The 12,905-nt window shown below is 71.4% G+C and carries 9 protein-coding genes; 2 read left to right on the top strand and 7 right to left on the bottom strand.

Going from position 1 to position 12,905, the window contains the following annotated elements; genetic code table 11:
• Nucleotides 1-85: 85 nt before the first annotated feature.
• Nucleotides 86-1,072: an EamA family transporter RarD gene (gene rarD, locus AIF0345_RS10395; RefSeq protein WP_285296116.1), complete on the top strand. Its 987-nt coding sequence runs from the start codon at nucleotides 86-88 to the stop codon at nucleotides 1,070-1,072.
• A 129-nt stretch (nucleotides 1,073-1,201) separates the two neighbouring features.
• Nucleotides 1,202-2,146 (top strand): restriction endonuclease, encoded by a 945-nt coding sequence (locus AIF0345_RS10400; protein ID WP_285296117.1) that lies wholly within the window; start codon nucleotides 1,202-1,204, stop codon nucleotides 2,144-2,146.
• 192 nt (nucleotides 2,147-2,338) lie between these two features.
• Here the strand turns inward: AIF0345_RS10400 and AIF0345_RS10405 are convergent, their stop codons facing one another.
• From AIF0345_RS10405 to AIF0345_RS10435, 7 genes are all read right to left on the bottom strand, one after another.
• Nucleotides 2,339-3,223: a slipin family protein gene (locus AIF0345_RS10405; RefSeq protein ID WP_285296118.1), complete on the bottom strand. Its 885-nt coding sequence runs from the start codon at nucleotides 3,221-3,223 to the stop codon at nucleotides 2,339-2,341.
• Nucleotides 3,220-4,191: a hypothetical protein gene (locus AIF0345_RS10410; RefSeq protein ID WP_285297929.1), complete on the bottom strand. Its 972-nt coding sequence runs from the start codon at nucleotides 4,189-4,191 to the stop codon at nucleotides 3,220-3,222. The genes AIF0345_RS10405 and AIF0345_RS10410 overlap by 4 nt, the downstream gene beginning before the upstream one ends.
• Nucleotides 4,188-6,542, bottom strand: a complete 2,355-nt coding sequence (locus AIF0345_RS10415; RefSeq protein ID WP_285296119.1) for a nitric-oxide reductase large subunit — start codon at nucleotides 6,540-6,542, stop codon at nucleotides 4,188-4,190. The genes AIF0345_RS10410 and AIF0345_RS10415 overlap by 4 nt, the downstream gene beginning before the upstream one ends.
• A 1,230-nt stretch (nucleotides 6,543-7,772) precedes the next feature.
• Nucleotides 7,773-10,679: a translation initiation factor IF-2 gene (gene infB, locus AIF0345_RS10420; protein WP_285296120.1), complete on the bottom strand. Its 2,907-nt coding sequence runs from the start codon at nucleotides 10,677-10,679 to the stop codon at nucleotides 7,773-7,775.
• Nucleotides 10,680-10,770: 91 nt separating this feature from the next.
• Nucleotides 10,771-11,160, bottom strand: a complete 390-nt coding sequence (locus tag AIF0345_RS10425) for a YlxR family protein (protein ID WP_311136086.1) — start codon at nucleotides 11,158-11,160, stop codon at nucleotides 10,771-10,773.
• 72 nt (nucleotides 11,161-11,232) lie between these two features.
• Nucleotides 11,233-12,279, bottom strand: coding sequence for a transcription termination factor NusA (gene nusA, locus AIF0345_RS10430; RefSeq protein ID WP_043560778.1), 1,047 nt, complete (start codon nucleotides 12,277-12,279; stop codon nucleotides 11,233-11,235).
• An 81-nt stretch (nucleotides 12,280-12,360) separates the two neighbouring features.
• Entirely contained in the window at nucleotides 12,361-12,825 is a 465-nt protein-coding gene (locus tag AIF0345_RS10435) for a ribosome maturation factor RimP (RefSeq protein ID WP_043560786.1), read from the bottom strand.
• Between the last annotated feature and the right edge of the window lie 80 nt (nucleotides 12,826-12,905).

Raw genomic sequence — 12,905 nt, forward strand, 5'->3', positions numbered from 1 at the left:
CAACGCGCCTCACTATGCTACGCGGTGCGGCCGACCGGGGCAGAACCGGTGCCGCCGTCATCCCCGACCGCGAACGGATCACGCCATGGCCCCCTCCCCCGACGCGCCCGAGCCCGCCCCGGCGTCGGCGCGCGCAGCGGTGCAGCAGCCGTCGGGTGCCGGGATCGCACTGGTTCTGGGCTGCTACACGCTGTGGGGCGTCTTCCCCCTGTACTTCCGCCTGCTGGCGGACGCGGGAAGCGTGGAGATCATCGGGCACCGCATCGTGTGGACCCTGGTCACCTGCCTGGGGCTCGTGACCGTACGACGCCGATGGGGGCGCCTGCGCCGCATCCTGCGCTCGGCCCGGCTGCTGGGGGCGCTGACGGTCTCGGGCCTGCTGGTGTCGGTCAACTGGCTCATCTACGTCTACGGCATCAACACCGGCCGGACCGCCGACGCCGCCCTGGGCTACTTCATCAACCCGCTGGTGACGGTGGCCCTGGCCGCCCTGGTGCTGCGCGAGCGACTGCGCCCCGTCCACCGCGTCTCCATCGGCCTGGCGACGACCGCCGTCGCGCTGCTGGTGGTGCTGCAGGGCTCCCTGCCGTGGGTCTCCCTGGCCCTGGCGCTGTCCTTCGGCCTGTACGGCCTGGTCAAGAAGCGGATCGGGCCGCAGGTCGATGCGCTGACCGGGCTGACGGCGGAGAGCGCCGTGGTGTGCCCCGCGGCGGTGGCCTACCTGGGCCGGCTGGCCTGGCAGGGGCAGTCCGCCTGGCAGGGCCCGCACGCCGGGGCGCTGCTGGGCGCCCTGCTCCTCGCAGCCGGACCGGTCACGGCGGTGCCGCTGCTGCTGTTCGCCGCCGGGACGCGCCGGGTGCCGCTGAACGTGGTGGGGATGAGCCAGTACATCGCCCCGATCATCCAGTTCATCCTGGCGTGGGCGGTCTTCCGCGAGGCCATCCCACCGGCCCGTTGGGCGGCCATGGCGCTGGTGTGGGCGGCCGTGGTCATCTTCGTGGCCGACGCCGTGCACCAGACGGCCCGCCGCCCTCGCACCCGGGGTCCCGCCCGGGCCGAGTCCCAGACGTAAGCACACGGGCACGGCCGCACAAAGGCACGAAGCGGCTGTGACGCCGCCCTCGTGCGGCGGTTTCCTCGGCGACGCCGGAGTCGCCCAGATCGAATGAGTATCTGAGTATCTGAGTATCAAGGAGTTGAGATGGACGCCGTCCTTCCAGACTGGTTCTCCGAGTCGGCGGTGAGGGCAGCAGTCGCCTCAGTTGTCGGCCTCGTTGCCGTCGGGGTGATCGTCAAGGCCCTCACGTGGCTCTATCGGGCGCTCCTGCGCAGGTGCGTCGGCAAGGAGCTCGGGGTGCGGATCCACAGAGGCTTCCGTGTGAGGCGCGCGAAGACGCATCGCGACATCGGCGCGTTCCTGCTGGCATATCCCACGTGGAGATACGCCAAGAAGGACGGGACGCGGGACCGGCGCCGGTCGGACAATGCGGTGATCAACCACTGGTCCGTCCTGGAGGTGGGCCGATGGAGAATCAGCTGCCAGGACGTCTTCGCCCTCTACGACCTGGTGCTCGCCGTGCGCGGCGCCGGGGTGGTCGTCGCCGAGTCCGCTCATGAGCAGCGCAAGAGGGAGGCCACGAGCTCCAGCCGCCGGGCGCGGCACAACGCCGTGAGCATTGACAGTCTGATCTCTGCATTCGCCTCCCGCCCCACCGACTTCGAGCGCTTCTGCGCCGACCTGTTCCGGTCCTTCGGCTTCCGGGTGGAGACCACTCCCCCCGTGCGCGACGGCGGTGTCGACCTGCGGATGAGCCGGGAGGGGTGGACCTACATCGTGGAGTGCAAGTGCTACGACCGCTCCCACCGCGTGGGAAGGCCTGTGATCCAGAAGCTTCAGGGCGCCAACGCGGTCGAGAGGGCGGACAGGATGGTGGTGGTCACGACGAGTGCGTTCTCCCAGGACGCGATCGATTACGCGGGCCAGGTGGGTGCCGAGCTCATCGACGGCGACCGCCTCATCGCCATGTGCAGCAGGGCCTGGGGCAACGCCCTGCCGCCAAGCATCATGCCGGACCGGACGGTCGCGCTCTCAGCCGACGACCTGCTGACGGGATTCCCGGCGGACCTGCGTCACAGCTACTCCTAGCGGCTCCTGGCGGCTCCTGGCGGCTCCTGGCAGCAGGGCGCATGCCGGGCCGGGCGGGGAGCGCGCCCGCCCCCTGCCCCTCACGGCCCCGGCAGTCCCCTTCCCCGAGTTCGGTCGTATTCCGGCTCGAGATCGGTTCGGGGCGCCGGCCTGGCACCGCTGTGCCCCGGACAGTGATCACCCCGCGCGTCTTCAGCCTTCCGCACCGCCCTCCGGCGGCTCAACGACGTCCTCATCGACACCGCCGTCGTCATCCGCCACCGGCGCTGTGGGGTGCTCGTCGGAGCCCCGCACCGGAGACTCCGAGGTTCCAGGGCACGGCAGCCCGCTGAACCGGTCCATGAGCGGGCCGATGAGATCCATGGGCAGAGGAAAGACGACCGTGGAGTTCTGGTCGGCCCCAAGCTCGAGCAGGGTCTGGAGGTAGCGCAGCTGGAGGGAGGCGGGCGACCTCGACAGGGTGTCCGCGGCCTGGCGAAGCTCCTCGGAGGCCTGAAGCTCGCCGCGGGCATTGATCACCTTGGCGCGCCGCTCGCGCTCGGCTTCGGCGCCGCGGGCCATGGCGCGCTGCATCTGCTCGGGGATCTCAACGTCCTTGATCTCCACGACGCCCACGTCCACGCCCCAGGGCCTGGTCTGGTCCTCGATAATGTCGCGCAGGTCGGCGTTCAGGGCGCTGCGGTGGGCCAGAACCGTGTCGAGATCGACACGCCCCAGCACGCTGCGCAGGGTCGTCTGGGCGATCTGGGAGGTGGCGATCGCATAGTTCTCCACCGCCATGACGGCCTTGACCGGGTCCACGACGTTGAACAGGACGACGGCGTTGACACGGGCCGGGACATTGTCCTCGGTGATGACCTCCTGGGGCGGGATGGTCAGGGTGACCACGCGGGTGTCCACCTTGACCATGCGCTCGACAAGGGGCACGACCAGGTGCAGGCCCGGCCCGTAGACGGGCCGTAGGCGCCCCAGGCGGAAGACGATGCCGCGCTCGTACTGGCTGACGATCCTGGCGGAGAGCAGGACCACGAGCAGCAGAAGGATCGCGGTCGCGGAAACGAGAACGGTCAGGCTCATCGGCTGCCTTTCGTGGAGGTGGCGGAGGCGGTCCGGGTATCGGGAGCGGTGGTGTCGCGCCAGGCTGACGCCCGGGTGCGCCGTGCTCCGCCGCGCGCGGGGAGCCCGTCCGCGGCGCCGGACGGATCGTCGCGAGAGGGGCCAGGGCCATCGGGCCTGAGGCGCTTGCGCGTGCGCAGTGCCGCCACCCGCCGCAGCGGGGGCTCGTCGGGCACGGGGGCGACAGCGTCGGGCGAGGCGCCGGCGGGATTTCCGCTTCTCGCGGGCGCGCCGGCCCCTGCCGAGGCGGCGGCCCGGGCCCGGGCGATCGCCTCGGCGGCCTCACGCACGGAACGGTAGCCGGCGGAGCCGGTCGGCCCGGTGCCGATCGCCACCGGGGCCCGACCGGCGGCGCGCCGGGCGGCGTCGGGGGCCTCGTGCTCGGCGGAGCCGAGGTGCGCCAGCGCATCGGGGGCGTTGTCGGGAGTGGTCCACAGGTGACGGGCCAGCGGACAGGCGCCGGCGACGACGATCGCGAGAGTGGTGCCCAGGACCATCAGGTCGTCGGGACTGTGGAACAGGACCATCATGAGGATCGACAGGAAGGCGCCTACACAGGCGATCACCAGGGCCAGGCCGCGGTGGAAGCGGCCCGTCTCCGAGTAGGGCCAGGGATCCACCGGCCTGGTGATCTCCCGGGGCCCGGGCACGGGTGAGCAGGTGCTCTTCGAGGGGCACCGCCCGCAGACGGCGTGAGCCCCCTCGTAGCGGATGACGCGCTTGTCCGGGTCGAAGGCCGCGGGCCACAACCACTGGTCCTCGTGGCAGCGCCAGCCGTCGACGTCGTCGTGATAGACGAAGTCGGCGTGGCGCCAGCTCATCGAGCGCCGGGCGCTGCGCGAGCCGAGGACGTCCACGGTCCACGCGGCGCCCAGCAGGACCAGCGCGTAGGCGGCCACCAGCCACACATCGACGTCGTCGGGCATCAGTCGTCCAGCACCGTGCGCTCGCCGCGCCAGGCGGCCCTGGGCGTGGCGGAGATCTCCTCGTAGAGCGCGTCCTCGCCGAAGGTCTCCACCGTCCTGCCACGCCGCCAGCTCCTGGCCCCCAGGAAGGCGATGTACAGGTAGGGCAGCGCGCCGCCGAGAATGAAGATGAGGTCGCCGGGCAAGCGCCCCCACTCGATGAGCGTGTTGACGGTATTGGTCACATAGGTCAGCTCGCGCGCCTCGTAGTAGCCGGTGCCCACGGAGTAGCGCAGCTGGAGGATGCCCAGGGGCAGCAGGGTCGCGAAGCACATCCACGCCAGGCCGATGTTCAGGCTCCAGAAGGAGGTCTTGGCGAGCCTCTCGGGCCACATGTCGGCCGGGACCAGGTAGCGCAGCGCGAACATGCCCAGGCCCAACGCCATGAAGCCGTAGACGCCCATCATGGAGGCGTGGGCGTGGTTGGCGGTCAGCGCGGTGCCGATCTCGTAGTAGGAGACGATCGGCAGATTGACCAGGAAGCCGAAGACGCCCGCGCCCAGGAAGTTCCAGAAGCCCACGGCGACCAGGTGCATCACCGCCCACCGGTGCGGGAAGGGCTTGGCCTCCCTGCCGTGGCGGTTGGCGCCCAGCTGCATGAAGGCCCACGCCTCGACCGTCAGGAAGGTCAGCGGGATGACCTCGGCCGCGGAGAAGAAGGCGCCCAGCGCCATGTGCTCCACCGGGGTGCCGGAGAAGTACAGGTGGTGCATGGTGCCGATGACGCCGCCGGCGGAGTACAGGATGACGTCCATGAAGATAATGCCGAGCGCGATCCTCTCCTTGACCACGCCGAGCAGCACGAAGACGTAGGCCACCATGACGGTGGTGAACAGCTCGAGGAAGTCCTCGACCCACAGGTGCACCACCCAGAAGCGCCAGAACTCGGCGACCGTGACGTGGGTGCTGGCGCGCGCCAGCATGCCCACGGCGTAGAAGGCCGGGATGGCCAGGGCCGCGAACATGAACAGCCACGGCATGTTGGCGACGTGCTCGTTGCGCAGGCGCCCGCGCATGGCCCGCCAGATGATGAAGGCCCATACGAACAGGGCGGCGGTCAGCAGGACCTGGAAGACGAAGGGCAGGTCGAGGTACTCCCACCGCTGGGCGAACAGGGGCCCCTTGGCCCAGCTCAGGCCGTGCTGGCTGGCCGCCTCGGCCAGGCAGGACAGCACGACGACGGCGGCCGCGGCGACCAGGAGGATCCACACCAGGACATGCTGTCCGCGGGGCTCGCGCCGCGCGATGAAGGGCGTGAGGAACAAGCCGGCTCCCAGCAGGCCCAGAGCGGTCCAGAACAGGGAGAGCTGGACGTGCCAGGTGCGCGCCAGCGAGTAGGGCAGGATCCTGCCCAGGTCGAATCCGAAGAAGGACAGGACGTCGGCGCGGTAGTGCTCGGCCAGCGCCCCGACGAGCGTCTGGACGACGAACAGCGCCGCGATGGTGAGGACGAACCAGGCGATGACGCGCTGGGAGCGGGTCAGGCCGATCTCGCCGGGCTGGCGGAAGGACAGCCCGGGAGCCTCCTCTGAGCGCCAGCCGATCTTGCGGCTCCAGCGCCCGTAGATGGCGAACATGCCGCCGGTACCGCCGATGAGGACGACGAGAGAAAGGACCGACCAGATCATGAGGTCGCCGGTGGGGGCGTTGCCCACCAGGGACTCCGGGGGCCAGTTGTTCGTGTAGGAGTAGTCCAGGCCCGGGCGCCGGGCGGCTGAGCCCCAGGCGGTCCAGCCGAAGAAGGCGGTCACCTGCCTGACCTCGGTGGGATCGGTGATGAGATCGGGCTTCAGGCCGTGGTTGTGCGCCTCGGGCCCGAAGAGCCGGGTGTAGTGGGCGACCGCCTCGTTGTAGGCGGTCACCTGCTCGTCGGTCCAGGTGAGCACCCCGGTGGACGGGTCGTAGCGGTTGGTCCGGAGCATGTCCCTGGTGGCGGTCGCCGGGTCGGCGACGCCCTCTGCTGCCAGCTGATCCCCGACGCTGGTGGCCTCTAGGCGCAGGTACTCGGCGGTGAAGTCCTGGCCGAGGTAGCCGCCGTGACCGAGGATTGAGCCGTACTCCATGAGGCCGCGGGCCTGGAAGAGCCTCTGCCCCGCGGTGATGTCCTCGGTGGTGAAGAGGGTCTCGCCGCTGGAGGTGACGACCCTGTCTGGCTGGGGCATGGAGTCGGTGTAGGTGCGGTAGGCCAGCAGGCCCATCACGGTGAACCCGAAGAGCATGACCAGGGCGACGCCCTGGATCCAGCCCTTGCCAATGAGCCGCCCGCGTTTTACGACAGCCGTTTCGGCGGAGCCGTCTGAGCCGGACGATGTCATAGGAAACCTCCAAAAGCAGAGTGGGGTGGAGGGGCCTCCCCTCCGAGCCGCCGCGAGACAGTCGCGAGTGCGGGGCAGCGACCACACCGGAAGACCCATCGACGACCGGACGCGCACCCCCATCAGCACATATGTCGCTTAACCACTCGTGTTTCGCATCGCGCGACAGCCACGGGACGAACGAGACCCGGCTCTTCTGACGACCAGAAGCAGCTTGGCCGTTAATCACGACACGTCGTCACCATACTCCTAAAATCCCCTGTTGTCTTCGGTAAAATTGAAGTAGTCACAGTTCTTGGTGAGGAGGGCCCACTGCCCCCTTTCGCCGGGATCGGTCGTAGTCCGGCTTGAGATCGGTTCTGAGCACCAGGCGCCCCCTGAGCCCCTTCGGCCATAGCGACCCCGTCGCGGGCTGCCTCAGCGCACCGCGGCCGATCGTCGTCGAGCAGCACCCGGTGTCGGACGGCGAGCAGGGCGCTGCGCGTGGCGGGGCCGCGGTGGTGCCCGATGGTGATTGAGGGCGCGTTCGACGGCGCCCGGGGTAGCGGTGGGCGACGGCGCCCGGAGGCCGGTGGCCTTCCGCCGCGGGTTCCCTTGCCCCGGCAGCTGCTGACCCGGTTGCCGGGGCGGGGTAACGGGTGGTGGCGCGGACGTGATGGGCGCGCGGCCATGCCCTGTCGAGTCCGGGAGGAGCAGGGTCTTGTCGGCCAAGGGCCCGGCCGGGGCGCCTTCGCCGGGGGCGCCGACGGGCCGAGGAAGCCCGCTGGACCAGGGCACCAGGGGACCGCTCTGCGGACGCTCGCCCCTGAGCGGGGGTGAGCGCGATGGGACATCACGCCGCGCCCGGCCTCCACAGCGGCGCGGGGTCCTGACGCCGCCGCCCGCCCCACGCGCCCCAGGGGGCCGTCCCTCCGGGCGCCGGGGGGCGGAGCGCGGGCCCGGCAGATACTCTTCGAGTTCGTGAGGTCGTATCATCCTCCGCGCGGTCGTACCTCAGGGAGCGAGGGTACGACCGCGAGAACAGGGCAGAACCGGTCTCTTCTCGGAATCAATCATCTGGGCACGGCGCTCCGCCTGGGCTTCGGTGCCGGGCATGGGCGGCGCCCAGGAGGACTCCGGCCACCAGGACGTCGACGCCCGCATCTGGAAGCGCGCGGGGTCGCCCGCCTACGGCGGGCGACCCCGCGCTGCCCCGCTCGAGCAGGGCGCCGCTCTCACCGTGGCCGCTGGTCAGTCGCGCGGCTTCTCGCGCATCTCCCAGGTCTCGATGACATCGCCCTCGGCGATGTCCTTGAAGGCCAGGTTGATACCGCACTCGTAGCCCTCGCGGACCTCGGTGACGTCATCCTTCTCGCGGCGCAGCGTCTCGATGGACAGCTCCCCGGCGACGACGACGCCGTCGCGCACGAGCCGCGCCTTCGCGCCGCGCCGGATCGTCCCGGAGCGGACGATCGAGCCGGCGATGGAGCCGAACTTCGAGGAGCGGAAGATCTGGCGGATCTCCGCGGTGCCGAGCCCGACCTCCTCGTAGATGGGCTTGAGCATGCCCCGCATGGCGGACTCGACATCCTCGATCGCGTTGTAGATGACCGAGTAGAACTTCATGTCGACGCCCTCGTGGTCGGCCAGGTCGGCCACCCGCTCGGCGGGCCGCACGTTGAAGCCGATGATGACGGCGGAGTCGACCGTGGCGAGGTTGACGTCGTTCTGCGTGATGGCGCCCACCCCGCGGTGGATGACGCGCAGCGCGACCTCGTCGCCGACGTCAATCTTGAGCAGGGAGTCCTCCAGCGCCTCGACCGCACCCGAGCTGTCGCCCTTGAGGATGAGGTTGAGGGTGTCGACCTTGCCCTCCTTGAGGACGTCGGTGAGGTTCTCCAGGGACACGCGCTTGCGGCGCTTGGCCAGCAGCGCGGCCCGCTCGGCGGCCTCGCGCTTGTCGGCGATCTGGCGGGCGGTGCGGTCGTCGGGGGCCACGATGAAGGAGTCCCCGGCGCTGGGCACGCTGGTCAGGCCCAGGACGAGGGCCGGGCGCGCCGGGCCCGCCTCGTCCAGGTTCCCGCCGTGCTCGTCGAACATGGCTCGCACGCGCCCGTAGGCGCTCCCGGCGACGATCGGGTCGCCGACGTGCAGCGTGCCGCGCTGGACCAGGACGGTGGTGACGGCGCCGCGGCCCCTGTCGAGCTTGGCCTCGATGGTGACGCCGCGGGCGTCCGTGTCCGGGTTGGCGCGCAGGTCCAGAGCGGCGTCCGCGGTCAGCAGGACCGCCTCGAGGAGCTCGTCGATGTGGAGGCGCTGCTTGGCGGAGATCTCGACGAACATGGTGTCGCCGCCGTACTCCTCGGGCACCAGACCGTACTCGGTGAGCTGGCCGCGGACCTTCTCCGGGTTGGCGCCCTCCTTGTCGATCTTGTTGATGGCCACCACGATCGGCACGTTCGCGGCCTGGGCGTGGTTGAGCGCCTCGATGGTCTGCGGCATGACGCCGTCGTCGGCGGCCACCACGAGGATCGCGATGTCGGTCACCTCGGCGCCGCGGGCGCGCATGGCCGTGAAGGCCTCGTGACCGGGGGTGTCGATGAAGGTGATCGGGCGCATCTCGTCGTTCAGGTGCACGCGCACCTGGTAGGCGCCGATGGACTGGGTGATGCCGCCGGCCTCGGCCGCGACCACGTCGGTGGAGCGGATGGCGTCCAGCAGCTTGGTCTTGCCGTGGTCCACGTGGCCCATGACGGTGACCACCGGTGGGCGCGGCAGCAGGTCGGCGTCGTCCTCCCCGGCCTCCTCTGCCTCCAGGTCGATGTCGAAGGACTCCAGCAGCTCGCGGTCCTCGTCCTCGGGCGAGACGATCTGGACGTTGTAGCCCAGCTCGGCGCCCAGCAGGGCGAAGGTGTCCTCGTCGAGGGACTGGGTGGCCGTGGCCATCTCGCCCAGGTGGAAGAGCACGGTGACCAGGGCCGCGGGGTTGGCGTCGATCTTCTCCGCCAGATCCGTCAGTGTCGCGCCCTGGCGCACGCGGATCGGGGTCGTTCCGTCGCCGCGCGGGACGATCACGCCGCCGATCGACGGCGCGCTCTGCTGCTCGAACTCCTGGCGCTTGGCGCGCCTGGACTTGCGCCCGCGAGGAGCGCCGCCACCGCGCCCGAAGGCGCCCTGCGTGGAGCCGCGCCCACCGCGCCCACCGCGCGGGCCGCCGAAGCCGCCGCCGCGCGGACCGCCGCCACCGGCACCGCCGCGCCCGCCCCCGCCGGGGCGGCCGCCGCGGGTGCTCTGCCCGCCGCGCGCGGGGGCGCCCGGACGTCCGACAGAGGAGTGCCCCGGCATCATGCCCGGGTTGGGCCGCGGCCCGCCCGGACGCGGAGCGCCCTGAGGACCCTGAGGACGGGGACCGCCGCCCTGGGAGCGCCCGCCGCCCGGACGCGGCCCCGGGCTGGGCCGACCGCCCTGGGGGCGCGGACCGCCCGACCCGCCGGGACGGGGCATGCCCTGGGACGTGGCGTAGGGGTTGTTACCCGGACGCGGGCCGCCGGAGCGGCCGCCGCCCTGCCCGCCACGGCCGCGGCCGCCGGGACGGGGCATGCCCTGAGACGTGGCGTAGGGGTTGTTACCCGGACGCGGCGCACCGGGACGCGGGCCGGGAGTCGGCGCCGAGCCGCGGCGCGGGCCGGGAGTGGGGGCGGAGCCCCTGCGCTCGGCCGACTTGGGCTTGGGCTTGGGGGGTTTCGGGGTCGGCGCGCCGCCAGCGCCGGGACGGGGCGCCGGCTTGGGAGGCTTCGGGGTCGGCGCGGCCGGGCGGGGCGTCCGGCCCTCCGGCTTCGGCGGGGTCGGAACAGCGCCGCCGGATGCGCCGCGGCGCGGTGCATCCGGCCGTGCGCCACCGGGCTTGGGAGCCTGGGGCCTGCCCGGGCGGTGCTTGGGCGCCGTCGGCACGGGCTTGGGCGAGCCTCCCCGGGCCGAAGCGCCATGGGAGGCGAAGTGCTCGCGGACCCTGCGAGCGACGGGGGGCTCCACCGCCGAGGAGGCCGCCTTGACGAACTCTCCTTGATCCTTGAGCCAGGCCAGAATCATCTTCGAGGTGATCTTCTTGCCAGAGGGGTCGAGCTCTTTCGCGAGCTCGTGAACGCGTGGTTTAGCCACTTTTCTCCTGTCCGGTTGCCCACCCCGGATCAGGGTGGGCGCTTCTAGAGGCAGCTCATCGCTGGGTACTCATCGGGTGCCCATCGGCTTCCTACCCGCCTTTGCTATCGGTCCGGCCGGTTCCGCGAGGAACCGGTGCGTCGTGCACGGCCCGGTCCGCCTCGTGGGAGGCGATCCAGTCGCGCACGGGGGCCACATCGGGTGACCCACTGGCCCGCAGAGCACGCCCGAAGGCGCGCTTGCGCTCTGCGAGAACGAGGCACGCGGAGTCGGGGTGGATCCACGCGCCGCGTCCGGGCATGACCGCCCGGGCGTCGACCAGCAGCCGACCGCCAGCGCCCCCGACCAGGCGCAAGAGCTGCGCCCGGGGGGCCTTCCCCCTGCAGCCGATACAACTGCGCTCGGGCACGTGTATCGTACTTGGCACCGGCTCGCCGTGTCCTTCCGCGTCTTCTGCTCGGGTGCCGCCGTCGGAGCGCACCGGCTCGCAGAGAGACGGGCGGCCCGCGGACAGACCCGTCCAGAGTGTACCGTCGTCGGCCGCCCCGCGGCCTCAGTCCTGGGCGTCCGGCGCTGAGGGACCAGTCACGTCGTCCGCGCGCGAGCCGTGACCGGGAGTGACCTCGCCCGACTCTGCGTCGGCGTGGATGTCGATCTTCCACCCGGTCAGGCGGGCCGCCAGGCGGGCGTTCTGCCCCTCCTTGCCGATGGCCAGGGAGAGCTGGAAGTCGGGGACGACGGCGCGCGCCGTGCGCTCCTCGGCGTCGAGCACCGTCACCGAGGCCACCCGCGCCGGGGACAGGGCGTTGGCGACGAAGCGCGCCGGGTCCTCGGAGTAGTCCACGATGTCGATCTTCTCCCCGCCCAGCTCGGCCATGACGGCGCGCACCCGCTGGCCCATCGGCCCGATGCAGGCGCCCTTGGCGCCCACGCCGCGCGCCCGCGAGCGCACCGCCATCTTGGAGCGGTGCCCCGCCTCCCGGGCGACCGAGACGATCTCGACGTCACCGGAGGCGAGCTCGGGGACCTCGCGCTCGAAGAGCTTGCGCACCAGGCCGGGGTGGGTGCGCGAGAGAATGATCTGGGCGCCCTTGGAGCCGCGGGAGACCTCGGTGACGTAGGCGCGGATGCGGTCGCCGTGCCGGTACCTCTCCCCGGGCACCTGCTCGTGGGGGGGCATGATGCCCTCGTGCTCCTCGTCCAGCCGCACGTAGACGACACGGGGGTCGCGCCCCTGCTCGACCACCCCGGAGATGAGCTCGCCGGACTTGTCCTTGAAGGTGCCCAGCACCTCGAAGTCGCGCCGGTCCTGGATGCGCTGGACGATGACGGAGCGGGCCGTGGCCTGGGCGATGCGCCCGAAGTCGTCGGGGGTGTCGTCGAAGTACTCGCCGGTGGGCTGGTCCTCCTCGTCGACCTCGGGAGCCAGGACGGTCATGTGGCCGGTGCGCCTGTCGATCTCGACATGGGCGCCGCGGATCGCGCCGGGGACCTTGGCGTAGGCGCCCAGGATGGCGTCCTCGATGGCGGGCAGAAGGGAGTCCAGGTCGATGCCGAGCTCGTCGGCGGCGCCTCGCAGCTCCGGCATGTTGATGTCCATGGTTCCTCGGGTCCTCTCTCGTGCGGTGTGTCGGGCGGAGCGCCCGTGGCCGCGGTCGGGACCGGGCCGATGGTTCGTGGGTCAGAAGATGACGACCATACGCGCCTGCCGAACGTCGTCGAGCGCCAGGACGCGCTCGCGCCCGTCGGCCTGAAGGGTGACGGAGTCCTCATCAGCCGCGGTGACGGTTCCGGTGAGGACGGCGTCCACGCCGTCGTCCTTAACCATCAGCTCGACGTCGCGCCCCACCGCGCGGCGGAAGTGGCGCGGGGTGCTCAGCTCGCGTTCTGCACCGGGAGTCGAGACCTCCAGGGTGTACTGGCCCCTGACCGGGTCCGCCTCATCGACGGCGGCCGACACGGCCCGGGAGACCGTGGTCAGCGCGTCGAGGTCCAGGTCCCCGGGGCCGTCGGGAAGATCGACCAGGACTCGTACGGTGGAGTACCTGCCGGCCCGGGTCGTCTCGACGCCCTCCAGGAACGCCCCGGCGTCCTCGACGACGGGGGTGAGCAGCTCGGTGAGGCTGCGTGCGAGCGCGTCGGCCATGGGCGGATCCTCCCGGTCGTGCTTCTCCCACGAGGCCGATCGGGCCTCTGCGGGACTCTCGGTGAACTATGGTTAATGAG

Source organism: Actinomyces israelii, assembly GCF_030253495.1.
Taxonomy (GTDB): Bacteria; Actinomycetota; Actinomycetes; order Actinomycetales; family Actinomycetaceae; genus Actinomyces; species Actinomyces israelii.